15 protein-coding genes are annotated in these 24,194 nt (G+C 70.5%); 13 read left to right on the forward strand and 2 right to left on the reverse strand.

Annotated features, from left to right (window positions below):
- Window positions 1–843: 843 nt before the first annotated feature.
- Complete coding sequence (locus ABYF38_RS08980) at window positions 844–5,229, reverse strand: ZmpA/ZmpB/ZmpC family metallo-endopeptidase (RefSeq protein ID WP_371152041.1); 4,386 nt, start codon at window positions 5,227–5,229, stop codon at window positions 844–846.
- Between the two features lie 510 nt (window positions 5,230–5,739).
- On the opposite strand from ABYF38_RS08980, the gene ABYF38_RS08985 reads away from it, so the two are divergent.
- From ABYF38_RS08985 to ABYF38_RS09025, 9 genes are all read left to right on the forward strand, one after another.
- On the forward strand, window positions 5,740–9,039 hold the full coding sequence (locus ABYF38_RS08985) for a cell wall-binding repeat-containing protein (RefSeq protein WP_371152042.1): 3,300 nt from the start codon (window positions 5,740–5,742) through the stop codon (window positions 9,037–9,039).
- A 97-nt stretch (window positions 9,040–9,136) separates the two neighbouring features.
- A complete protein-coding gene (locus ABYF38_RS08990) occupies window positions 9,137–11,260 on the forward strand; it encodes a hypothetical protein (RefSeq protein WP_371152043.1) in 2,124 nt (707 codons plus the stop codon).
- A complete protein-coding gene (locus ABYF38_RS08995; RefSeq protein ID WP_371152044.1) occupies window positions 11,257–12,300 on the forward strand; it encodes an HAD-IIA family hydrolase in 1,044 nt (347 codons plus the stop codon). The genes ABYF38_RS08990 and ABYF38_RS08995 overlap by 4 nt, the downstream gene beginning before the upstream one ends.
- Before the next feature lie 31 nt (window positions 12,301–12,331).
- Window positions 12,332–13,168, forward strand: a complete 837-nt coding sequence (locus tag ABYF38_RS09000) for a TlyA family RNA methyltransferase (protein WP_371152045.1) — start codon at window positions 12,332–12,334, stop codon at window positions 13,166–13,168.
- 112 nt (window positions 13,169–13,280) lie between these two features.
- A complete protein-coding gene (locus ABYF38_RS09005; RefSeq protein ID WP_371152046.1) occupies window positions 13,281–14,111 on the forward strand; it encodes an NAD kinase in 831 nt (276 codons plus the stop codon).
- Window positions 14,112–14,122: 11 nt separating this feature from the next.
- On the forward strand, window positions 14,123–15,823 hold the full coding sequence (gene recN, locus ABYF38_RS09010) for a DNA repair protein RecN (protein ID WP_371152047.1): 1,701 nt from the start codon (window positions 14,123–14,125) through the stop codon (window positions 15,821–15,823).
- A 38-nt stretch (window positions 15,824–15,861) separates the two neighbouring features.
- Window positions 15,862–16,974 (forward strand): putative cytokinetic ring protein SteA, encoded by a 1,113-nt coding sequence (gene steA / locus ABYF38_RS09015; RefSeq protein WP_371152048.1) that lies wholly within the window; start codon window positions 15,862–15,864, stop codon window positions 16,972–16,974.
- A complete protein-coding gene (locus ABYF38_RS09020; RefSeq protein ID WP_371152049.1) occupies window positions 16,971–18,053 on the forward strand; it encodes a copper transporter in 1,083 nt (360 codons plus the stop codon). Before steA ends, ABYF38_RS09020 begins: the two co-directional genes overlap by 4 nt.
- A 58-nt stretch (window positions 18,054–18,111) precedes the next feature.
- Window positions 18,112–18,759, forward strand: coding sequence for an NUDIX domain-containing protein (locus ABYF38_RS09025; protein ID WP_371153027.1), 648 nt, complete (start codon window positions 18,112–18,114; stop codon window positions 18,757–18,759).
- 57 nt (window positions 18,760–18,816) lie between these two features.
- On the opposite strand, the gene ABYF38_RS09030 is transcribed toward ABYF38_RS09025, so the two are convergent.
- Complete coding sequence (locus ABYF38_RS09030; RefSeq protein WP_371152051.1) at window positions 18,817–20,319, reverse strand: Hsp70 family protein; 1,503 nt, start codon at window positions 20,317–20,319, stop codon at window positions 18,817–18,819.
- Between the two features lie 174 nt (window positions 20,320–20,493).
- On the opposite strand from ABYF38_RS09030, the gene ABYF38_RS09035 reads away from it, so the two are divergent.
- The 4 genes from ABYF38_RS09035 to ABYF38_RS09050 are packed head-to-tail and all read left to right on the forward strand — an operon-like array spanning window position 20,494 to window position 24,188.
- The gene (locus ABYF38_RS09035; protein ID WP_371152052.1) at window positions 20,494–21,198 is read left to right on the forward strand and encodes a helix-turn-helix transcriptional regulator; all 705 of its coding nucleotides are present in this window, start codon (window positions 20,494–20,496) and stop codon (window positions 21,196–21,198) included.
- Between the two features lie 14 nt (window positions 21,199–21,212).
- Window positions 21,213–22,646, forward strand: coding sequence for a Fe-S cluster assembly protein SufB (gene sufB / locus ABYF38_RS09040; RefSeq protein ID WP_371152053.1), 1,434 nt, complete (start codon window positions 21,213–21,215; stop codon window positions 22,644–22,646).
- 19 nt (window positions 22,647–22,665) lie between these two features.
- Window positions 22,666–23,865 (forward strand): Fe-S cluster assembly protein SufD, encoded by a 1,200-nt coding sequence (gene sufD, locus ABYF38_RS09045; RefSeq protein ID WP_371153028.1) that lies wholly within the window; start codon window positions 22,666–22,668, stop codon window positions 23,863–23,865.
- Window positions 23,862–24,188 carry a Rieske (2Fe-2S) protein gene (locus ABYF38_RS09050; protein ID WP_371152054.1) on the forward strand — a complete coding sequence of 109 codons (327 nt, stop codon included), beginning with the start codon at window positions 23,862–23,864 and terminating at the stop codon, window positions 24,186–24,188. Before sufD ends, ABYF38_RS09050 begins: the two co-directional genes overlap by 4 nt.
- Window positions 24,189–24,194: the final 6 nt, after the last annotated feature.

A 24,194-nucleotide genomic window follows, 5' to 3' on the forward strand; every position in this document is an offset into this window, starting at 1 on the left:
AGAGCCACCGCACCCGGAGCGTGAAACTCGACGTTCGAAACCCCAACTCGACGTTCGATGCCTCAACTCGACGAAAGACCAGCCCAAACGTCGAGGTGAAGGTCCAAACGTCTAGTTGACGAACCCAACGTCGAGACGAAGTGGCAAACGTCTAGTTGACGGGGGCTCGTCATTAACTAAGCCAGCCAGAGCCACCGCACCCGGAGCGTGAAACTCGACGTTCGAAACCCCAACTCGACGTTCGATGCCTCAACTCGACGAAAGACCAGCCCAAACGTCGAGGTGAAGGTCCAAACGTCGAGGTGAAGGTCCAAACGTCGAGGTGAAGGTCCAAACGTCGAGTTGACTTGGGGGACCGGCGCAGCGGCCGGGCGGGCATTGCGCAAACGGTTGAGCCCTTGTGGTTCCGCTTCAGTCCCTGCTGTAGCGCTCTTAGCTTTCTTGCACCTCTTGTGGCGCTACGGGGCCGTCTAAAGGTGCAATAGGTCGCCCAACGCTGTAAGAGCTGCAACAACGGCTTAATGACTACGACAAAGGCGCAATCGTTTGCGCAAGGCCCCGGTTGGTGGCTGCGCGCAACCCGGCGATGCTAAGGCACGGAGCGATCGCGCCGGCCGGTCGCATGTACCCCGACCGCACGCTTGTACGCAGCGGGGGCAGGCTGCCAGCACCCACCAGCGCCCCCACCTTTACGTGTGAAGAGCGGGTGGTCCGGACGTGGGCTTGTGGCTTTGGAGCCGTGCACTCGATTCCCGGAAGGCGGGCGGGGCCGAGTAGGAATGGAGAAGGGGCGGTGGTCAATCCAATGAAACGGATTGACCACCGCCCCTTTCTGCTATCCGGCTAGCGGATCATCGCGCGGAGCGTGCGCTCAACGGTCATGGACACCGAGTTGGTGCCGCCCATGATCGCGATTCGCTGCGGAGAACGTGCCCGCACGTAGGAGTTCACCGAGGTCGGCAATCCCGAGGTCGTGGTGAGCATCAGCACGCCGCCGCGCCGCGATGCGAGGGCGGCTCCGGAAAGGGCGTCGGCGAAGTCCTTGCCCGTGGCGAACACGAATTCCGTGGCGGTAGGTGCGAAGGTATTCGCGATGGCTACGGCCGTGGCGTAGCGATCGGCACCGACGACGGCAGTGGACTTGGAGCCAGCGGTCCATCCTGCGGAGTCCAACGCGGCCACCGCGCTACCGCCGATCCCGAAGAGCTTCTTACCGACGTTTGCGTTCAGGTAGGTGCGGGACTGGACCGGCAGGATCCTGCTCTGGGAGTAGATCACCACCGCCTTGGCGGGCTTGGCCACGGCGCCCGAGGTGAGGCCGTCGGCGAAGTTGGTGCCGTCGGCAACCATCACCTTCTCCACCTGCACCAGCTTGGCGGTTTCGGTGGCCAGGGACACTGCCGTGGCGTATCGGTTCGTACCACCAAGCCGCTGCACGCTGATCCCATTGGCGCGCAGGCTCGCTTCGATCTGCGCCGAGATCACTGCGGTGCCACCCGCCAGGACCACGTGGTCGATGCCCTTCTCCTTCATTGCCGTCAAGATGGCGGGTTCCAGCGTCTTACCGTTCGTCAGGACCACGGGGGCTTCCAACGCTCCGGCCAGCGGCCCCGCAGCAACGGCATCGGCAAAGCTCAAGGCATTGGCCATGACCACCGACCTGCCGGTGAAGTCCCCGCCAACCCACGCCTTAAGCGCGGTGTCGACGCGGTTGGTGCCGGCGAAGCGCTGAACAACCTTGGGGCCGGGCTGCGGCAGGTGCGTCGGCGTCGCGGAGGCACCGGGAGCCGCCGTCGCGCTCGGCTGCACTGTCGGCATCGGGGAGGAGCTGGGGGCGGCCGCCTTCACGGTGATGGTGACCGTCTTAGTGGCGCTCATGCCGAACTCGTCGACGGCCAGCAGGGTGAGGCTGATTACCTTCCCACCTGCAGGCGCCGTCCCGACGATGCGGTTCTGGGCGTCCAGGCTGAGGCCGTGGGTGGCACCGGTCAGGCGAACCTGGGCGCTGTGGCCATCGGGGTCGCTCACGCGGACGGGTAGCTGGATGCTCGCTCCGGCCGCAACGGCAGCGTCGGCCACCTCGATCAGTGGAGCGTGGTTCTTCTTCACCACCAAGGTGAGGGCCGCAGTGCCGGTCGCGCCGTCATTGTCCACGGCCTCCACGCTCACCGTGACCGCGCCGACGCCCTGTTGCAGCGGCACCACGCCGCTGATCTTGGTGCCGACCACGCGCGCCCAGCCGGGGGCGTCGGCAGCGAGGCGCGGCCCGGCAGCCACGCTCCCGTCGGCGTCCACCGCCGTCACGGCGGCCTCGAAGGGAGCCCCCTGGAACACCTCGAGGCGTTCCGGGCTGACCGTCACCGCCGGCGCCTGATTCTTCGGGGTCGGGGTAGGCGTCGGCGTCGGCGTGACCGTCACCGGCGGCTTGGTGCCGCGCCTGATCTGGCGGGTTTCCATCTGGATGGTGATGGTGGTCGAGATTACCTCGGGCTCCCCAAGGGGCTCGCCGTCCCGGAAGCGCTGCAGGGTGACGATGGTGCGCTCGCCTTCGCGGCCCGGGCGGATGACCTCGTCGGGCTCGGTGGACAGGACGGTGGGGTCCTCCACGATCTCGTCCTCAATCGGGATCTTCTCGGTGCGGGTGGAACGCTCCTCGATGATCACCGGGCGCTTGAGCAGGTTGGTAAACCTCACCGAGTCCACCACCCGCTCGCCGGTCTTCAGCACGGAGGTGACGGTGAAGAGATCGGCGTTGGCGGGGTCGGGCGCTACCGTGATCGTTTGGGTGAACGCGGTCTCGTCGTACCGGACCTTAGGGTTGGTCCCGCGCACCTGGGTGTAGGTGAAGGTGTAGGTCCCGGCCTTGGTGAAGCTCCAGGTGCCCAGCCCGGCCCTGCCGTTGGCGAACGCGACCGGCTGGGTGGGCACGCCCGCGTAGCCCGCCGCGTCGTTGGCGGGGGAGGGCACCACCTTTACCTGGAAGGCGCGCTCGCCGAGGGGAGTGGGGTTACCGCTGGCCTCGTCGAGCAAGGTGAGGTCGGCGCTGGCGGTGAAGGAACCGGCGCGCTGGGCGTAGATAGAGGTGCGGAAGTCGTCGGTGGAGAGCAGGTAGGCGCGGAAGATGCGCTCCTTGAGCGCGTGCACTTCGGTGCCGCCACCGGCCAGCCCCTTGTTCAGGTCCGGGGAGTTGCCCGCCTGGATCCTGGCCACGTCGGCGCGCACCGCAGCGTCCATGGCCGCCTGCATCTCGGCGGCCGTGTTGAAGCCGGCGGCGGGCTTCATGTCAGCGAACTTGTTCACGCGGCGCTGGAACATCGCCTTCTTGAAGGTGGCCATGTTGCCGCCGTGCTCGGGCATGATGGCGGCCAGGGCGGCAGCGTCGTTCGGGTACTTGTTTGACACGTAGCCGATCAGACCGTCCTGCCAGCCGTACTCCGCCAGGAGCTCGTGGGCGTAGCGCCGGAAGGAGATGCCGCCAACCGCTCCGGCGTCGGTCTGTTGCCCGGCGTAGATGGGCTCGAACAACGGCGCCACCACGTACTCGTTGTGGGGGACGGTGGTGAAAACCTCCAGCCCCTTTGGCATCATGCGCCCGGAAACCAGCCCGGCATCCACCACCTGGTCCAGCGTGGTGATCGCAGCGGCCTCCGCCTGGGGCAGGCGCTGGAAGGAGTCCACCGTGGTGGTGTGCCCGGGATCGGCCACCTGGACGATCTTGTTGAACGCTGCGGCCTTGCCGGCGGCGTCTAGCTTGAGCGCGGCCAGTGCCTCCATCGCGTCGAGCGAGTAGAGAACATCCATCGCGCCCCGCATGTAGTCCTTGACGTCGGCGGGACTCGAGAACCGGCGCGGGCTGGCGTTTTGCAGTCGGTTGGCGCCCAGCTCGTAGGCGGTGTTCAGGTTGAAGAACGGCGCGTACTGGGAGGTCCCAGGGGTGTTGTCCTCGGTCTCGTACAGGCCGCGCGCGTAGGTCTCGTGGCCCACGTCGGCCCGCCGCTTCAGGCCGTTGAACCACACGATCTGGTCGTAGATGTGGGTGAGCTCGTGGGTGTAGGTGTTGACGCCCTCGCGGGTGAGGGCCTCTGAGAGCCAGTAGCGGATGTCGGTGCCCTCTGCCACGCCGGAGGCGGAGGTGAAGGGCTTGTACTTGTTGAGGGGGACGATGAACTCCCGCACCCCGGGGTCGGTGGCCTCCCCGTACTCGGGCGACCAGCGCTTGGACGCCGTGTTGCCGGTGGAGGGGGCCCGCTTCAGGGTGTCGTAGGAGACCACGTGGGCGGTGTTGCGGTAGTCGTTCTTGGTGGTGCTCATCCGCTCCCAAAAGGCCCAGAACGCACTCTGCTCGGTCAGGGCTCGCTCCAGGGTGGCGTCGAACTGGGCGGAGGGGCCGCCGTAGGTGGAGGTCAGGCCGTAGGAGAGCGTCTCGGTAATGTTGCCGACGTAGACGCTGGGGCCGGACAGGGCCAGCAGCACCAGCAGGTGGTCGTCGAGGTTCGGGTCGCCGGCGTACTTCGCCCACAGCGGGGTGGGGGCCTTGTCTACGATGACGGCCTTTGAGGTCTGCTTCAGCCAGTCGTTGGGGGAGAGACCGGGGGCGTGCTGGGTGAGCTGCCCCTCGACGAAGGCGCTGATGGAGGCCGCCCCGGTCATGGCCGCGAGGAACCGCTTGTAGGCCGCGGCGGATTGGTAGCCGCGCAGCCATTCGTAGCCTGCGGTGCCGATGCTGTTGGCGACGTTGATGATGCTGGCGGCGTGGGGGCCGTCCAGCATGCGCTCCAGCGCGCTCTTGCCGGCCAGGTTGAAGCCGTAGTAGTGGTTCAGGTAGGTCAGTCCCAACAGGACCGTGGACTTGTTGTTCCGCAGGAAGGTGGCGTCGATTCCGCGCGGCTGGGCGATGCCGATCAGTCGGGGCATCTGGGTATCGAGCCCGGCCTTTAGGCGGGAAAAGGAGTCGGCCAGGTTTAGCTGCGCCATGTACTTTTCGTAGACGCGGGCCTCTACCTGCGCCTCCGTGGGTTCTTTGCCCAGTTCCTTTCGCAACGCGATGCGGGCGTTGATCGGGTCCAGCGCGCGAATTCGGGGCTTGCTGGCCCTCACCACGTCCACGTACGTCAGTGCGTGAAATTCGCTCTTGACCTGGTCCCACGTCGACGCGGCAGAGGCGCTGTTTGCGGGGGCCGCGATCGCCGTGGCGGATAGGCCGGTCCCGGCCAGGATGAGTGCCAGCACGGTTGCGGCGGCGGCAAGCGCGGCGCGGAGGGGCGCCCTGCGGGGTTCACAGGTTCTGTTGTGTTTGGGTGACAAACCACTGTCATTCCTATTCTTGGTTTTCGCACAAGGCGATAGACACTTTTGGGGAGAATTTTACGATCGGTTCACCCGCCAATCCCCACCTGAGAGGCCGCTCCGACGCGTCTCACACTCCGCGCGGGCACGCCCGCCACGAGGTCGGCAGTATCGCCACCGCGCGCCGTGATAGCCGAGCGCCAAAGAGCGGCGGGAAAACGCGCGACGATCGGCCGCCCCCAAACGCGCCCGGCGCGGTGCCGGCGTAATGAAGAGACGGGCGACGTGGGCAGCGTCGTGCAAAATGCTCGCCCACCGCGCAAAGGCACCCGCAGCGCTCGACCGGCAAAAGCAAAAGCCTTGCCTGCCAAATGACCCGTTTGAGGCGCGGCAAAACGCCTTATGCTGACCGGTATGGCTAAACGCGGGGTACGGGGCGCCAAGTTGGCGTTAATGGCGGCAGTTGCGAGCCTGGCGGTTATCGTGCCGCCTGCGGTGTCGCTGGAGGCCACAACGCTCAATCCACCCAGCACCGCTGCGGGGATGCACGACGCTGCCGTGGCGGCCGCCGCGCCGGTGCACCCCACCCCGGCCGCCACCGCCGATCCCGCCGATCCGCACGACCCGTGGAGCGGCGGGGACGCGGTGACGAATGACGTGGGCCCGGACGACGTTTTGCCGGGCCTGCCGCCCAAGGCACCCGGTGTGTTGCCCGAGCCCCTGCCGGAACCGACGGCCCCGCCCCTGCCCTCGCCCTCGCCCTCGCCCAGCGGCAAGCCAGACCACGGGGAGGGGCCGATCATCGGCATCGGAGACGCCGTGGAGGCCACCTCCCTGGGCGTGGGCGTGGCCGGCGGGAGCGTGAACAGCGCGCTCCAGACCCCGGACGGCACCATCCTGGCCGGGGGCAGGGAAAGCGCGCTCAACATCTTCGCCGCCAGCTTCGACGCCGGCTCCTGGACCACCAGCGCAACCGGGGTGTGCGCGCAGTGCGGCAACGCCTGGGCCGCCGCGCTCTCCGCCGACGGCACCAAGGCCTACTTCGCCGCCAATTCCCCCAGCAGCCTGTGGGAGCAGGACCTGTCCACCGGTCGGCTGCGCCAGCTCACCCAGGTGCTACCAAACGCCCTGCCCTACCTGGGCCCGGGCAAGATCGGCGCCTTCGACGCCGCCACCGCCCCGGACGGATCGGTCTACCTGGGCTCCTACGGCCGCCTGGACCCACTGGGTGGCATCCCGTTGCCCGGCGCCGTGCTGCGCTACAACCCCGCCACGGACCGCGTCTCCCTGGTGGGCACTCCCCACCCGGGCGCCCTCATGGTGCGCTCCGTGGCCACCGCTCCGGACGGCACACTCTTCGCGGGCACGTCCTCCGGCTCGGCTCGCGCCCGCCTTTTCTTCCTGCGGCCGGGCGGAACGTCGTTCACGGAAATCCCGCTGGGACTGGCCGAGATGGGGGCCTCGTCGGTCTACGACCTGGCGGTGGTTGGCGACCACGTGGTCGGGGGAGCGGGGGAGAACCGTGGTCGCCTGGTCATCGTGGACCGCAACGATCCAGAAAACGGCGGGCGCGTAATCGAGGTCCCCGGCACCACCCACATCGACCTGGTGGCACCGGTGAACCAGAAGCACTTCGTCTTCTCGGCGCGCAGCGAGGGCACCATCTACCTCGGCGACGTCGAAACCGGCCAGTTCAAGGCGCTCGGCACGCCGGTGCACGGCGACGAGACGCGCGGTCTCTTCACCTGGGAACAGGACGGGGCCAGCTACCTGCGGGGCGTGAGCGGATCGGGCATCGTCTGGCAGGTACCCGCGCCCGCAGCAACCGATGTGGCCGGCTGGGAGGCGCTGCGGCCCTGGGCGGCCAGCAGCATGGTCTCCGCCAGCTTCCAGGACGTGGCAGGAACGGGCGAGCTGCCGGTGCAGGGCGCGGTGGCGGCGGTCGACGACACTGCCCTGGTGGCGGGATCGTGGAAGCTCGGCATTTTCCAAAACGGGGTGCGCAGCGACCACTACATCAGCGGCGAGTTGAAGACAGTGCAGGGCCACCAGGGCGCCTACTACGGCGCCACCTACCCCAACGCGTGGGTGTGGCGCGTCGGCAAGGACGGCCGGGCCGAACTGCTCGCCAAGCTGGACCGCAGGTACCAGTCCCGTCCCTTGTCGATCGATGTCGATGCCTCCGGCATCCTGATCGGCACCCGCGCGAACTACGGCTTCGCGGGCGGGGCCGTGAACTACATCGCCACCAGCCGGAGCGGCGCGCCCAAACCGATGGTGCACGTGGACCCGCTGGGCAAGGGCTCCATCAACGTCGTCAAGCACCTCAGCCGCACCGACGCGCTCATCGCCAGCTCGGTGCAGGCCGAGGCGGCAAGCGCCCAGGAGGAACGCGCCGAGGTGGCCCGGATCAACAAGGTCACGGGAGAGGTGCGGTGGCGCGCCGAGTTCGACACCAAGGCGTTCATGGGCGCCGCCGTCACGCCCCACGGCATCCTGCTGGCCGCGATCGGCCACAAGACGCTCCTACTGGACCCGGACACGGGCCGGCTCCTGGCCCAGGGCATCGGGCCGCAGACCGGGCGCCTGGTGGAGGTGGGGCAGGACGCGGTGGTCTTCCTGGAGCACCCCTGGCTGGTGCGCATGGAGGTGCGCCCCGGCGGGCGGCTGCTGGCCACGCGCCACCGCCTGCCCCAGACCGCCCAGGAGATCGTGGAGATCGTGCAGGCCGGGGAGGCCGGGCAGGGTGGGCAGAACGGCCAGGGCGGGCAGCCGGGTTCGGGCCAGTCGGGTTCCGGGCAGCCGGGCCCGGACCAGAACACGCTGTACGGCATCGAAAGGCGTGGCAGCCTGCTGCGGTTGGAGGTGACCCCCTCGCGCGTCTGGCGCACGGCGGGGCAAGACCGCTACGCCACTGCGGCGGCATTCGTCTCGAGCGAGTCCACGTGGGAGCAGACGGCGGTGATCGCCTCCGGCTCTGACTACCCGGACGCGCTGGCCGCCGCGCCCCTGGCGGCGAAGCTGCAGGCCCCGGTGCTGCTCTCCGCGCAGTCGTACCTACCGGTCGCCACCCGCAAGGCCCTGCAGCGCGGCGGGTTTACCCGGGTGGTGCTGGTGGGCGGGCACAGCTCCATCGGGCCGGCAGTGGAGGCGCAGCTGGCGGCAATGGGAGTGACGGTGGAGCGCCTGGGCGGGCAGTCCCGCTTCCACACCGCCGCGCTGATCGCCGCGCGGGTCTGCCCGGCGCAGAACTGCCCGGCCTTCGTGGTCTCCGGCTCCACCTTCGCCGATGCCCTGTCCGCAGGTGCCGCCGCCAGCAAGACCGGCGGCGTGGTGTTGCTGGCGCAGCGCGGCCTGCCGGGCGGGCAGACCCCGTGGTACACGCACGCCGCCCGGCGCTACGTGGTGGGCGGGCTCGCCGCCTCCCAGCTGGGCACCGTACCGGCAGAGCCCACCGCCGTCTTTGCCGGCCCGGACCGGTTCGCCACCGCCGCGAGCGTGGGCGAGCAGTTCTTCCCCGACGCGGGCACCGCGATGCTGGTGAGCGGCGTGACGTTCCCGGACGCGCTGGCCGCCTCCGGCATCTGCGCCCTGGAGGGTGCGCCCATCGTGCTCGCCACCGCCGACACCCTGCCGCCCGCCACGGCGAGCTACCTGCGGGATTCGGACGTCTGGCGCGTCGAGATCGCCGGGGGCGCCAACTCCGTGACGAGCTACGCGCAAGAGGGCGCTTTCCACGCGGTGTCCAACTGACACGCGTCACTTCCCAATAGGTCGGCGCGCCCAGGCCGGTTCGCATAGAGTAGAGCGCGGTAGAACTGAAGAGGATGGGACCAGGTAAGGAGCGGCGATGAGCCACGGACAAGACAAGAACAACGGCGGGCGCGATCGCTCCTGGCAGGCTGGTTCCAGCCGTTTCAACCGGGCCTCCGGGCCGCAGCGCTCGGAGAGCGGCGCGCCGCGCGGTGAGCGGCGCGACTTCGACCGCCGCGACGGTGAGCGTCGTTCCTTTGACCGCGATGGTGGCCGACGTTCCTTCGATCGCTCCGAGCGCGGCTGGGGCCGCGATGGTGAGCGCCGTGACTTCGACCGGGGTGGGCGTGGCTTTGAGCGCCGCGACGGTGAGCGTCGTTCCTTTGACCGCGATGGTGGCCGACGTTCCTTCGACCGCTCCGAGCGTGGCTGGGGCCGCGATGGTGAGCGCCGTGACTTCGACCGTGGCGGCGAGCGCCGCTCCTTTGACCGTTCCGAGGGTGGGCGTGGCCCGCGCCAGGGCTGGGGCCGCGATGGTGAGCGCCGTGACTTCGACCGGGGTGGGCGTGGCTTTGAGCGCCGCGACGGTGAGCGTCGTTCCTTTGACCGCGATGGTGGCCGACGTTCCTTCGATCGCTCCGAGCGTGGCTGGGGCCGCGATGGTGAGCGCCGTGACTTCGACCGGGGTGGGCGCGGCTTTGACCGCCGCGACGGTGAGCGTCGTTCCTTTGACCGCGATGGTGGGCGCGGGCCGCGCCAGGGTTGGGGCCGCGACGGCGAGCGCCGCTCCTTTGACCGCTCCGAGCGCGGCTGGGGCCGCGATGGTGAGCGCCGTGACTTCGACCGGGGTGGGCGTGGCTTTGAGCGCCGTGACGGCGAGCGAGGCGGTTTTGAGCGTCGCGATGGTGGGCGCGGGCCGCGCCAGGGTTGGGGCCGCGACTTCGACGGTGACGCGCGTGAGGTGCGCACCGAGCGCGACAAGTTCGCCGCCCGCCAGGTGGAGCGCTCCCAGCGCGAGGGCGGCCTGGACGCCGACCAGCGGGGCCAGGACTCCCAGCGCCAGGCGCCGGCCCAGGGCCTCTACTCCGGCCCGGAGTTCCCGGCCGACGTCACCGACAAGCTGCTGGACCGCCCCACCCGCATGCGCTTGCGCACGCTGTCCGAGCGCAGCGCCGAGGTGGTCGCCAAGCACCTGGTGATGGTGCAGCGCCACCTGGCCACCGACCCGGAGCTGGCCTGGGCCCACGCGGAGGCCGCCGTGCGCAACGCGGGCCGGGTGGACGTGGTGCGGGAGGCCGCCGCGCTGGCCGCCTACGCCTCGGGCCGCTTCAGCGACACGCTGCGGGAGGTGCGCGCGCTGCGCCGCCTGTCGGGCCGCCACGTCCACATCGCCATCGAGGCCGACTCCGAGCGCGCCCTGGGCCGCCCCGAGAAGGCACTGGAGATCATCGCGGGCGCCGAGCGCTACTCGATGGACGTCATCGAACGCGCCGAGCTGGCCATGGTGGCCTCCGGCGTGCGCGCCGACCTGGGCCAGTTCGACGCCGCCCTGCTGGTGGTGGAGCAGGCCCTGGAGGGTCTGCAGCTGGACGAGGAGACCATGCTGCGCCTGCAGTCCGTGCGCGCCGACCGGCTGCGCGACCTGGGCAGGGACGACGAGGCCGACGCGCTGGTGGAGCAGTACAACCTGCACGAGCTCGAGGAAGAGGACGTCGAGGTCTACGACGCCGAGGAGGACTTCGACGAGTCCGCTGCGGCGCAGGATGAGGCAGACGAGGCCGCCGACGCCGCCGCCGCCGACGGCGAGGAGACCGGCGCGGAGCTCGACGGTGCCGAGCTGGACGGTGCCGATGAGCTGGATGGTGCCGATGAGCTGGATGGTGCCGATGAGCTGGATGGTGCCGATGAGCTGGATGGTGGGGACGCGGAGCTGGCCGCAGCGGCGCAGGAGCTCGTGAGCGAGTTGGCGGCAGAGGCGGGCGGCGAGCCGGCCGACGCCGACGATGCCGCGCTGCTGGCCCAGGCACAGAACTACGACGTGGAGGCCGAGGTGGACGAGCTGCTGGCCGAGGTCGAGGCCGAGGCCGCCGCCGAGGCGGACCAGCTCGCCGAGGAGGCAACGAAGGAAGCCCGGGCCGGCAAGGCACCTGCGGGCACCGAGGCGAGCGAGCAGGAGGACCTGTTCGACGTCGGGGCCCTGGAGTCCGAGGAGGAGAAGTGAGCGGCGCGCCGGAGTACCGCCCCGGCGTGCTGCTGGGCTGCCAGGTGCCGCTGAGCGAGGCCTACCAGGTGGCGCTGCTGGACCTGGACGGGGTCTGCTACGCCGGCAAGCTGCCGATCGACTTCGCCGCAGAGGGCATCAACGCCGCGCGGGCGGCCGGCATGGCCTCCATGTTCGTCACGAACAACGCCTCCCGCCTGCCCGCAGACGTGGCGGCCCACCTCACCGAGCTGGGCATCCAGACCACCGCGCAGCAGGTGATGACGGCCGCGCAGGACGTCGCGGAGGTCATGCGCGCAGAGCTGGAGGCCGGCGCCACCGTCTTTGTGCTGGGCACGCAGGCGCTGGTGCAGGCGGTGGAGGACGCGGGCTTTACCGTGGTTTCCTCGGCCGACGACGCCCCGACCGCGGTGGTGCAGGGCCTGGACCGCAACATCACGTGGGCCGCGATGAGCGAGGCGGTGCTGTGCATCTCGCGGGGGGCGCGTTTCTACGCCTCCAACCTGGACTCCACGCTGCCCACCGAGCGCGGCATGGCGATCGGTAACGGCTCCCTGGTGGCCTGCGTGGAGCACGCCGCCGGTGTGAAGGCAACCCCGGCCGGCAAGCCCCTGGCGGGCATCTTCCATCGCGCCCTTGCGCGCGCGGGGGGCGGCAGCGCGCTGGGCGTGGGCGACCGGCTCAACACGGACGTGGCCTGCGCGGTGGCGGCCCAGGTCCCCTCCCTGCACGTGCTCACCGGCGTTTCGGACGCCCGGGCGGTGGCCCTGGCCGCGCCCGCCGAGCGCCCCTCGTTCCTGGCCAAGGACCTGCGCGGCCTGAGCGAGCCGCACCCGGAGGTAGCGGTGGATGGCACGAGCGCCACCTGCCGCCAGTCCACGGCGCGGTTCGACGCCGACGGCACGCTCTACGTGGGCGAGGTCCCGCTCGCTGAGGGCGCCGTGGTGGGCATCGACCACTACCGGGCCGTCGTGGCGGCGGCCTGGGTTGCGGCCGACCAGGGCGTAATGGTGAGCGTGCCGGCCTTCACCGTGGCCTGAGTCGGCCCGGCAACGGCAAGGAACTTGAGCGATGGCACGGCTGATTCGACTGGACTCGGAGCTGGTGCGGCGGGGGTTGGCGCGTTCGCGCACCCACGCGGCGGAGCTGATCGACGCCGGGCTGGTGAAGCTCGACGGCGCGGTGGTGACCAAGGCCGCGCGGCAGGTCAATCCCGCCCAGGCGATCGTGGTGGCTCAGGATGAGTCCCACGGCTACGTCTCTCGTGGCGCCCTGAAGTTGGCCGGCGCCCTGGATGCGCTGGGGGAGCGCGCCCCACTTATCGAGGGACGACGCTGCCTGGACGCCGGTGCCTCCACCGGCGGGTTCACCGAGGTGCTGCTGCGGCGGGGCGCCGCGCACGTGGTGGCCGTGGACGTGGGCTACGGCCAGCTGGCGTGGTCGCTGCGCAGCGACGAACGGGTCACCGCGATGGATCGCACCAACGTGCGCACGCTCCAGCCCGAGCAGGTGGCCCCTGCCCCGGACCTGGTGGTGGGGGACTTGTCCTTCATTTCGCTGACGCTGCTGCTGGAGCCGCTGGTCAAGTGCGCCGGCGCGCACGCCGACTTCCTGCTCATGGTCAAGCCCCAGTTCGAGGTGGGGCGAGAGCGCCTGGGGGCCGGTGGCGTGGTGCGCGAACCGGCGCTGCACGTGGAGACGGTGGAGAGCGTGGCGCGCTGCGCACTGACGCAGGGGCTGCGCGTGCTGGACGTGCAGGCCAGCCCGCTGCCGGGCCCGGCGGGCAACGTGGAGTACTTCCTCTCCATGACCAAGAGCGACCGGCGCGGCGAGGGCCTGGAGGGGCAAGAACTGCGCGCCGCCATCGAGGCAGCGGTTGCGAACGGCCCCGCCGGCGGGGCAGCATGAACGGGATGGCTTTTCGCGCGCCGACCTGCCCGCACCGTTGCGGGGACGGCGGCGCCCACCCCACGGGGCGGCAGCGCGGAGCCGGGAAACCTCGACTGGTCGGGAGGCAGGCATGAGCCGGAAGGTGATGGTGGTGTCCCACCTGACCCGCACGTCCTCGCGGGAGGCGGCCAACCGGGTGCGGGCGGAGTTCGCCAAGCACGCGGTGGAGGTGGTGGATCAGGCCACCACCACGGACGTGGAGATCATCGTGGTGCTGGGCGGCGATGGCACGATCCTGTCCGCCGTGGAGCGGGGCCACAACCTGGACGTGCCCGTGATCGGGATCAACACTGGCCACGTGGGCTTCCTGGCGGAGGCCGAACCAGAGGGCGTGGAGGAGGTGGTGGCGCGCATCGTGGCGCGCGACTACTTCGTGGAGGAGCGCATGACTCTCAGCGCGGACGTCACCTGCCCGGGTGGCAAGCGCTACGAGGGCTGGGCGCTCAACGAGGCCGCGCTGGAAAAGACGCTCAAGGGCTCGATGGTGGACGTCACGATCGGCGTGGACGGGCGCGCCATGAGCTCGTTTGGCTGCGATTCGCTGGTCCTGGCCACCCCGACCGGATCGACCGCCTACGCCTTCAGCGGCGGCGGGCCGGTGGTGTGGCCGGACGTGGAGGCGATGCTGCTGGTGCCGATCGCGGCCCACGCCCTCTTTACGCGTCCCCTGGTGGTGGGGCCCTCGTCCGTGCTGGAGATCGAGGTGACGCAGTCCTCCGCTTCGGGCGCGGAGCTCTGGTTCGACGGGCGGCGCCGGGTGCCGGCCCCGCAGGGCGCACACATCACGGTGCGGCGCGGGGAGCGGCCGGCGCGCCTGGCCCGCCTGAACGACACGCCGTTCTCTGGCCGACTGGTGGCGAAGTTCCACCTGCCGGTGCACGGCTGGCGCAGCGCCAAGTAAAGGAGCCAGATTTGCTGGAAGAACTGCGCATATTCGGCGTGGGCGTGATCGAGGAGGCCGAGGTGCGCCCCGGCGCCGGCCTGAGTGTGATCACTGGCGAGACGGGCGCCGGAAAGTCCATGCTGCTGGGATCGCTGGCGCTGGCCACGGGCGCGCCGGCGGATCCGGGCCTGGTGCGTCGCGGGCAGAGCCAGGCCCGCGTGGAGGCCACCTTCACGCTGCCCGGTGGCGCCCTGGGGCGCGCCGTGGCTGAGGCGGTCGAGGAGGCCGGCGGCGCGCTGGATGAGGGCGCGCTGTTGGTGAGCCGCACCCAGCCCGTGGAGGGCCGCTCGCGCTGCCACCTGGGCGGACGCACGGTGCCGCGCGCCTCCCTCACGGAGGCGGTCACCCCGCTGGTGGCGGTGCACGGCCAGAGCGACCAGATCTCCCTGCGGCGCCCGGCCCGGCAGCGGGCGCTGCTGGACGCGCTGGGCGGGGCCAAGCACGCCGCGCTGTTGGAGAGCCACGCCGCCGCGTTTGACCAGTGGCGCGCTGCCCGCGACGAGCTGGAGGAGTGGCGGGCCACCGCCGCGCAGCGGGAGGCCGAGGTGGCCTATCTGCGCTCCACCCTGGAGCAGATCGACGCCGTCGAACCGAGCGCGGGCGAGGAGGACGAGCTGCGGGCCGAGGCCGAGCGGCTGACGAACGTGGAGGACCTGCGCGTCGTGACCGCCCGCTGCCTGGGCCTGCTCAGCGCCGAGTCCTACGAACCGGGGGCGGCCGGTGCCAGCAGCCTGCTGGCCGACGCCGCTCGCGCCCTTGGCGAGCTGGAACGCTTCGACCCCACGCCGCGTCCGTGGGCGGAGGAACTGGCCGGCGCCCAGGCGGTGGTGGCCGACGTCGCCGCCGAACTGTCCGCCTACCTGGACGCCCTGGAGGCCGACCCGGCCAGGCTGGAGGCGGTCCACGAACGCCGGGCCGCCCTGAACGCCCTGCTGCGGGGGCGCGCCGCCTCCACCGGGGAACTGCTGGAGTGGGCGGACCAGGCCCGCGAGCGGCTGGACCTCCTGGACGGGCCGGACGACCGCACGGCCAGTCTGGAGACGGCGCTGGCGGCGGCGTCGGACAAACTGGCGCAGATCGGGGCGGACGTCACTGCCGCGCGGCGGAAACTCGCGGCCGAACTCAGCCACGCCGTGGGCGCGGAACTGGCGCAACTGGCGCTGGCCGGCGCGGCCCTGCGCGTGGAGGTGGGCCCGGCCGAGGTGCGCGCGCACGGGCGCGACGAGGTGACGATGTGGTGGCAGGCGGACGCGGGCCTGGCCCCGGTGCCGCTGGGCAGCGGCGCCAGCGGCGGAGAGCTCTCCCGCATCATGCTGGCCATCGAGCTGGTCCTTGCCCGCGCCGACCAGGAGCGCCGCACGCTCGTGTTCGACGAGGTGGACGCAGGCGTGGGCGGGCGCGCCGCCACGGAGATCGGGGCGCGCCTGGCCCTGCTGGCCCGCACCCAACAGGTCATCGTGGTCACGCACCTGGCGCAGGTCGCCGCGTTCGCGGACACCCACCTGACGGTGGTGAAGAACGGCGCCACCACGCGGGTGCGCCAGCTGGCCCCGTCCGAGCGTGCCGCAGAGATCGCCCGCATGCTCTCCGGGCATGACGACGCTCCTACGGCCCTACGGCATGGCGAAGAGCTGCTCCAGGCCGCCCGCGTGAGACTATCGGAGACGTGAGTCCAAAAGAGCGAAGCGTAATCTCCGCCCCCGTCCGGGTGGAGCCGAAGGCCGCCCAGCTCTCCCGCGTGGAGAAGGGCGACCTGGTGGCGGTGGACATCCTGGACATGGACCGGGCCACGGCCGAGGCGCTGGTGCGCCGCAAGCCGAGCGCCGTGCTGAACGCCTCCACCACGATCTCCGGGCGCTACCCCACCAAGGGAGCCAGCGTCCTCGTAGCGGCCGGCATCCCGCTGATCGACCAGCTCGGACCAGACCTGGTGGCGGTGCGCGATGGGCAGCACATCGAACTGGAGGGAGCCCAGGTGCGCCGGCGCGGCCGCATCATCGCCGAGGGCGTGGTGCAGACCGAGCAGAGCGTGCAAGAGGCGCTCTCGCGCGCCCAGGACGGCCTGAGCCTGCAGCTGGACGCGTTTGCCGCCTCCCTGGCCGAGCACCTGGACAGGGAACGCGAGGTGCTGCTGGAGGGCTACGGCGTGCCCACGCTGCGCGACAAGCTGCGCGGCCGCCCCGTGCTGATCGCGGTGCCCAGCGCCGACCTCGAACTGGAACTGAAGGCCGTGCGCGGATACTGCCGCGACCGCTCCCCGGTGGTTATCGCGGTGGACGACGCCGCACCGACGGTGCGAAAGGCCGGCCTGAGCCCCGACGTGCTGGTGGGAGACCTGCAGGGAACCGATGAGTCCGTGCTGCGCGCGGCCAAGCAGCGCGTCCTGTCCAGCCACGCGCCCGGCTACACCCACGCCGCCAACATCCACGGCGAGCTGGGGCTGGACTTCGCCACCTTCGACACCTCCCTGGACACCGCAGACCAGGCCATCTTGATAGCGGTGGAGGCGGGCGCCCCCGTCATCGTCACCGCCGGCATCGGCATGGAGCTGGAGGACGTGCTGGATCGCGGCCAGGCCACCATGGCGGCCAATATGCTCACGCGGCTGCGCAGCCAGGACCGGGTGGTCAGCGCCCGCGCGGTCGGCAGCCTGTCCAAGCGGGAGATCCCCGTGCTGTGGCTGTTGGCGCTGCTTCTCGCGGCCGGCGCCGCGCTCGGCGCGGCGTGGCTGACCACCGAGGCCGGCCGCGCCTGGCTGGCCACATTCGACTTCTTCGGGGCCAGCAGCCTTGTCCCCGGTACCTTCCCCCTGGAGGCATGACCGTGTTGAACTTCCGCTACCACGTGGTTTCGCTTGTCGCCGTGTTCCTGGCCCTGGCCATCGGAGTGGTGCTGGGGGCCGGCCCCCTGCAGCGCCCGATCGGGGACACCCTGACCGGGCAGCTCAGCGAGGCACGCAACTCGCGCGACTCCTACAAGGCCCAGGTCGGTCAGCTGGAGGCCAAGATTGCCGGCTACGGCAAGGCGGCCAGCGCCCTGAAGGCGGACGTGGTGACCGGGGCGCTGACCGGCCTGCGCGTGGCCGTGGTGGCCCTGCCGGGCGCCGACGGCGCCGACGTCAGTGCGGCCACGGCGATCCTGGGCGAGGCCGGCGCGGAGGTGGTGGCCCAGGTCAACGTCAACCCCTCCTTCACCGACCCGGCCACCAACACCTACCGCACCACCTTCGCCGGACAGCTGCGCGCCTACCTCGAGCCCAAGGTGGGCGCTGAGGCCACCACCGAGCAGATCTTCGCCCTGGCCCTGGCCCAGGTGCTGACATCCTCCACCGAGAACGCGGTGACCGTGGCGGCCTTCCTCGAGGCCACCGAGACCCCCTTCGTCTCCCTGCCCCAGGCGGCCACCGGCGCCGCCCACTCCATCGTGGTGGTGGGACCGCGCTCGCAGGAGGACCTGGCTGCCGCCCTGGGCAACCCGGACGCAGAGTCGCTCAAGCTGCACTCCAACTACCTGGTGGCCCTGGCCAGCGGGCTGGGCCAGGCCGGCCTGGGCGGGATGGTGCTGGGCGACGCCTCCACCGACGCCTCCCTGGTCACGCGTCTGCGCAACTCTGGCGACGCAGTCTCCACCCTGGACGCGGTGGGAACCGACTTCTCCACCGTCTTCACCCCGCGCGTGCTCGCCGCATCCCTGTCGAGCAAGCACGGCGCCTACGGCGTGGAGGCCTCCGCCACCGAGGGACTGCCCCTGGCCGGAGCGCTGCCGGCCCTGCCGGAGCTGGGCGCCTCCGTGCTCAGCCCGAGCACCGGGGTCCAGCCGGGCGCCTCTGCGCCCGCGCCGGCGCCTAGCGCGCAGCCCACCGGTCAGGACGCCCAGCCCAGCCCGTCCACCTCCAACTAGCCGTCCACCCCAAACCGAGGCGAAAGAGAACGCAGTGACACCCAGCCGCGAGCAGGCGCTGCCCGGCCGCGTCCTTCGGCGCGTGGAGGACAGCAAGGACCACAGCCGCCAGGTAGTAGAGCGCCGCGAGATTTTCAGCGGCTTCGCCTTCGACTTCGTCAGCGAGGACGTGGTGCTGCAACCCGGCGCCGCGCCGGTGCAGCGCGACTTCGTTTCCCACCCCGGCGCGGTGGGCGTGGTGGCCCTGCGCCAGATCGACGGCGTGGAGCACGTGCTGCTGCTCTCCCAGTACCGCCACCCGGTGCGCGCCCGGCTGTGGGAGATCCCGGCCGGGCTGCTGGACGTGCCGGGGGAGCGGGCCGTGGAGGCCGCGCGCCGCGAGCTGGCCGAGGAGGCGCAGCTGGGCGCCCACAGCTGGGACGTCCTGGTGGACTACTTCACCACGCCGGGCGGCAACTCGGAGGGCATCCGCGTCTTCCTGGCCCGCGACCTCTACCCGGCCCCGCTCCCGGACGGGTTCGTCCAGGAGGCCGAGGAGGCGGAGATGGAGGCCGTGTGGGTGCCGCTCCAGGCGGCCGTGGAGCTGGTGCACGCCGGGCAGCTGCACAACCCCTCGACGGTGGTGGGGGTCCTGGCCTGCGCCTCCGCGCTGAGCGAGCCCGGGCGCCTGCGCGGCGTGGACGCGCCCTGGCTGCGCTGGGACTAGCCGTAACCTGCGGCGGCTAGCGGCTCCTGGGCGGCAGCTAGCAGGCACTAGCGGCGGCTAGCGGCCGCCCGTCCCCACCTGCAGCTCGTAGGTGCGGGCAAAACCGCCCTCCCCGGCCAGCGTCACGCGCACCACCCCGTCCGCGCCGATCTCGTAGCGCTCCTCCACCAGGTGCCCCTCGCAGTGGTGCACCGGCAGGGCGGCCAGGTCGGCAACGTCGTACAAGGCAGGGTCAAAGGGGTGCACGACGCGCGCGAACGGGGAGATGTCGCCGCTCGGCAGGCCGTCAGCCCCCAGCTGCCGGTACTCGACGAACTGGAGGTGGCCCACGTTGTGCACCGCCTGGTAGGTGCGGGTCACGGTCAGCGTGCCCGTGGTCGGCAGCTCCTGCTCCGGGCTGAGGATCGGGTCGAAAGACAAGGTGGCGCCGCCGTCGGCCTCCCGGAACACGCCGAAGCCCCGCGAGAGCAGGTCGCGCACCTCGTAGCCGATCTCGTCGCCCGCGATCGCCAGACCAACGGCCACCGAACCGGCCGGCAGGGGGGAGCGCAGCACGCGCCGCCCGAAGCGCTCACGCAGGGCGCGCGGCACCAGCGGCAGCGCGGAGGCGCCGCCCACCACGTACAGGCCGGCGATCGCGTCCTCCCGCAGCGCCGAGACGTGCACGCCGCTCAGCAGGGGGGCCAGCGCGTCCACCGTGCGCTCCACCAGCGGCGTGATCGCGGCGTAGAAGTCGGCCACAGGCACCGTCACGTCGCGTCCCGCCACCTCCAGCAGGATGCGGCGCGACTGCGGGGCCAGCGACTCCTTGGCCAGGCGGGCCTCGGTGAGCAGGTTCAGGTAGTCGGAGCGGCTGAGCTGGGCGCGCTCCACGCCGGCCGCAGCCAGGGCCAGGTCGGCCAACACCACGTCCATGTCGTCGCCGCCAAGCACGTTGTCCCCGGCCGTGGCCAGGACGCGGTGGCGGTGGCCCTCGATCTCGATCAGAGAAGCGTCAAACGTCCCGCCACCGAAGTCGTAGACCAACACCCTCGTGCCGGCCTGGTGCTGGCGAGAGTGGGCGAATTCAAACGCGGCGGCGCTGGGCTCGTTCAGCATCCCGACGACCGTAAAGCCGGCCTGCTCGAAGGCCTGGATGGTGAAGAAACGCTGGGCGCTGTAGGCCTGGGCGGGGACGGCCACCACTACCTCGAGCGGGTCGGCAGAAAGGCGCGGGCCCAGGCTGGAGTCCAAGAGGGCCTGGTGCAGTTGGCGCAGGAAGGCGGTCAGGAGGTCCAGCAGGGAGAAGTGCTGCCCGCCTAGTTCGACGTCGCCGGATAGGTGCTGGCGGGGCGCGGCGAGCAGGCGCTTGAAGCCGGGCAGGGCGGGGGCGCCCTGGGCCATGGCGGCCACGGCGCGGTGTCCGGCCACCAGCTCTCCGTCTACCAGGGCTAGTACGGACGGGAAGAACGGCAGTGCGTCGCCGGCCTCGTCCTGGAACATCGCCAGTGGGTAGTTGCCGTGATCGGCGAGGGCCACGATCGTGCGGGTAGTGCCGAAATCAATGCCAAGACGGCTCATGGGGGCTCCTTTGGGGTAGCTCGCGCTCTAGTTTAGTTGGGACACCCGCCCGCGCCAGGCGGAAGGTGAGCCTTACCTGTGCTACTAATTAAGAACTGTGGCGTTACGTAAACGGGGTAAAGTGGGACCTCGGTACTAGACGGGAAGCGTCGCCAGGGGAGAGGGGGAGCCGCAATGGACGAGGCAGGAACCAGAGAAGCGGTACTCGACCTCATCGTGGAAAAGGGCCCTGTCACCACCTCCACCATGGCCCGGATCCTGGGGCTGACGGCGGCGGCGGTGCGGCGGCACGTCACGGCGCTCGAGTCGCTGGGGCAGATCCAGGTGCGCCCGGAGGTCAAGCAGGGCAAGCGCGGCCGTGGCCGCCCCGCCCGCGCCTACGTGGCCACCGAGCTGGCCCACGAGAAGCTGCCCGACGAGTACTCCGCCCTGGCCAACCGTGCCATCCAATACCTGGCCCAGGTGGCCGGGGTGGAGGCGGTGGAGAGCTTTGCTGCCTCCCGCTCCCGGGAACTGGAGCGGCGCTACCGCCCGATCATCGACGCGGCCGGGGACGACTACGAGGCCCGCGCCCACGCCCTGGCCAACGCCCTGACCGAGGACGGCTACGCCGCCACGGTGCGTGATGTTGGTAACGGCGGGTTCGCGGTCCAGTTGTGCCAAGGCCACTGCCCGGTGCGGGACGTGGCCGACGAATTCCCGCAATTGTGCGACGCGGAGACGGCAGCCTTTGGCCGCCTCCTAGATGTTCATATTCAACGCCTATCGACGCTTGCCGGCGGCGCCCACGCGTGCACTACTCACATCCCGTTGGGCGTGCCTAAGCTACGGAGTCTGCGCGAAAACGGCTCCAGGGCCAACAAGCGTCCCAATCAGTGACCGGAAGGACACCTATGAGTGAGACCACTCAGTCAGCCCCCAGCACCGATGAAGAGATCATTGCCTCCATCGGTGCATACGGCTACGGCTGGCACGACTCCGACGAGGCGGGTGAGAAGGCGCGGCGCGGTCTGAACGAGGACGTGGTTCGCAACATCTCCGGCCTGAAGAACGAGCCGGAGTGGATGCTGGCCCTGCGACTGAAGGCCCTGCGTCTCTTTGAGAAGAAGCCGATGCCGCGCTGGGGCGGCGACCTGTCTGAGATCGACTTCGACAACATCAAGTACTTTGTGCGCTCCACCGAGCGTCAGGCCACCAGCTGGGACGAGCTGCCCGAGGACATCAAGAACACCTACGACCGCCTGGGCATCCCGGAGGCTGAGAAGCAGCGCCTGGTGGCCGGTGTGGCGGCGCAGTACGAGTCCGAGGTCGTCTACCACCAGATCCGGGAGGACCTGGAGGCCCAGGGCGTCATCTTCGTGGACACGGACACCGCGCTGCGCGAGCACGAGGACATCTTCAAGGAGTACTTCGGCACCGTGGTGCCGGTGGGGGACAACAAGTTCGCCTCCCTGAACACCGCCGTGTGGTCCGGTGGCTCCTTCGTTTACGTGCCGCCGGGTGTGCACGTGGAGATCCCGCTGCAGGCCTACTTCCGCATCAACACGGAGAACATGGGCCAGTTCGAGCGCACCCTGATCATCGCCGACGAGGGCTCCTACGTTCACTACGTCGAGGGCTGCACCGCGCCGATCTACAAGTCCGACTCCCTGCACTCCGCGGTCGTGGAGATCATCGTGAAGAAGGACGCCCGGGTCCGCTACACGACCATCCAGAACTGGTCCAACAACGTCTACAACCTGGTCACCAAGCGCACCCGCGTGGAGGCCGGCGGCGTGATGGAGTGGGTGGACGGCAACATCGGCTCCAAGGTGACGATGAAGTACCCGGCGGTCTACCTGATGGGCGAGCACGCCCGGGGCGAGACCCTGTCCATCGCCTTCGCGGGCGAGGGCCAGCACCAGGACACCGGCTCCAAGATGGTCCACATGGCCCCGAACACCTCCTCGTCCATCGTCTCGAAGTCGGTGGCGCGCGGCGGTGGCCGCGCGGCCTACCGCGGTCTGGTGCAGGTGATGCCGGAGGCACGCCACTCCAAGTCCAACGTGCTGTGCGACGCGCTGCTGGTGGACGACATCTCGCGGTCGGACACCTACCCGTACGTGGACGTGCGCACCGACGACGTGGAGATGGGCCACGAGGCCACCGTCTCCAAGGTGAGCGCAGACCAGCTCTTCTACCTGATGAGCCGCGGCATGGAGGAGACCGAGGCGATGGCGATGATCGTGCGTGGCTTCGTGGAGCCGATCGCGCGCGAGCTGCCGATGGAGTACGCCCTGGAGCTGAACCGACTGATTGAACTGCAGATGGAAGGATCGGTGGGCTGAGTTGAGCGCTCCGAACAACATGAGCACCGATCACTCCCGCGCCGTCCTGGCCGGGGCGCACACCGACGGGCGCGGCGTGACCAAGCCCGAGGGCTCGCGCGCCGACCGCGCCACCTCCTTCGAGGTGGAGCACTTCGCCGTGCCGACCGGCCGCGAGGAGGAGTGGCGCTTTACCCCCCTGAAGCCGCTGGCGCCGATGTTCGCCGACGCCGCCGGGGTGGACGACGCTGTAGAGGTTGACGTGGAGACCGTGGCGGGCGTCGAGATCGGCAGCCTTGCCCCCGGTGAGGGCGCCCGTGGCACCGTGCTGGTGCCCGCCGACCGCCCCGCCGCCATCGCCTCGGCCCGCACCGAGCGGGCCACCCACATTCGCATCCCCGCCGGGGTGGAGCTGGGCCAGCCCCTGCACGTGCGGGTGCGCGGCCTGGACGCGGCCAAGGTGGCCCACGGCCACACCGTGCTGGAGGTGGGGCCCGGCGCCAAGGCGATCGTCATCTTCGACCACACCGGCGCAGCCCACTACAACGCCAACGTGGAGATCGCGGTGGGTGAGGCCGCCGAGGTCACCGTGGTCTCCCTGCAGCGCTGGGACGAGGGCGCGGTCCACACCGGCGAGCAGAAGGCCGTGGTGGCCAAGGACGCCAAGGTCAAGCACGTCGTGGTCAGCCTGGGCGGCTCCCTGGTGCGCCTGAACGCCAACGTCGGCTACGCCGGCGAGGGGGCGGAGGCCAACCTGCTGGGCGTCTACTTCGCGGACTCCGGCCAGCACCTGGAGCACCGCTCCTTCGTGGACCACTCCACCCCCAACTGCGTCTCGCGCGTCACCTACAAGGGCGCGCTGCAGGGCGAGAGCGCGCGCACCGTGTGGGTGGGCGACGTGCTGATCGGCGCCGAAGCGCACGGTACGGACTCCTACGAGTCCAACCGCAACCTGGTCCTGACCGAGGGCGCTCGCGCCGACTCCATCCCGAACCTGGAGATCGAGACCGGCCAGATCGAGGGCGCGGGCCACGCCAGCGCCACCGGCCGCTTCGCGGACGACCACCTGTTCTACCTGCAGTCTCGCGGTATCGACGAGGCCACCGCCCGCCGCCTGGTGGTGCGCGGCTTCTTCGCCGAGGTCGTTGCCGAGATCGGCGTGGCCGAGGTGGAGGAAGTGGTGATGGCCGCCATCGAGGCAGAGCTGGAGGCCGCAGCCCAGAGCGGAGCCCAGGTGTGAGCAACCAGAAGGTGGCCAGCCTGGCGCAACTCGCCCCCGGCGGCGCGCTCTCAGTGAGCGTGGCCAACGCCGCGGGCGAGGACGTGGCGCTGGCCATCGTGCGGGACCTGGAGGGCGGCGTTCACGCCATCTCCGAGTTCTGCACGCACGCCGAAGTCAGCCTCGCCGAGGGCGAGGTGGAGGACTGCGAGGTGGAGTGCTGGGCCCACGGTGCCCGCTTCAACCTCAAGACCGGGGAGGGCACCATGCCCGCCCCCGGCCCCGTAAACGTTTACCCGGTAACCCTGGACGGCGACGACGTTCTCGTCGACGTCGACGCCTGAGAAAGG

It is taken from the genome of Buchananella sp. 14KM1171, from assembly GCF_041380365.1.
Lineage (GTDB): Bacteria > Actinomycetota > Actinomycetes > Actinomycetales > Actinomycetaceae > Buchananella > Buchananella felis.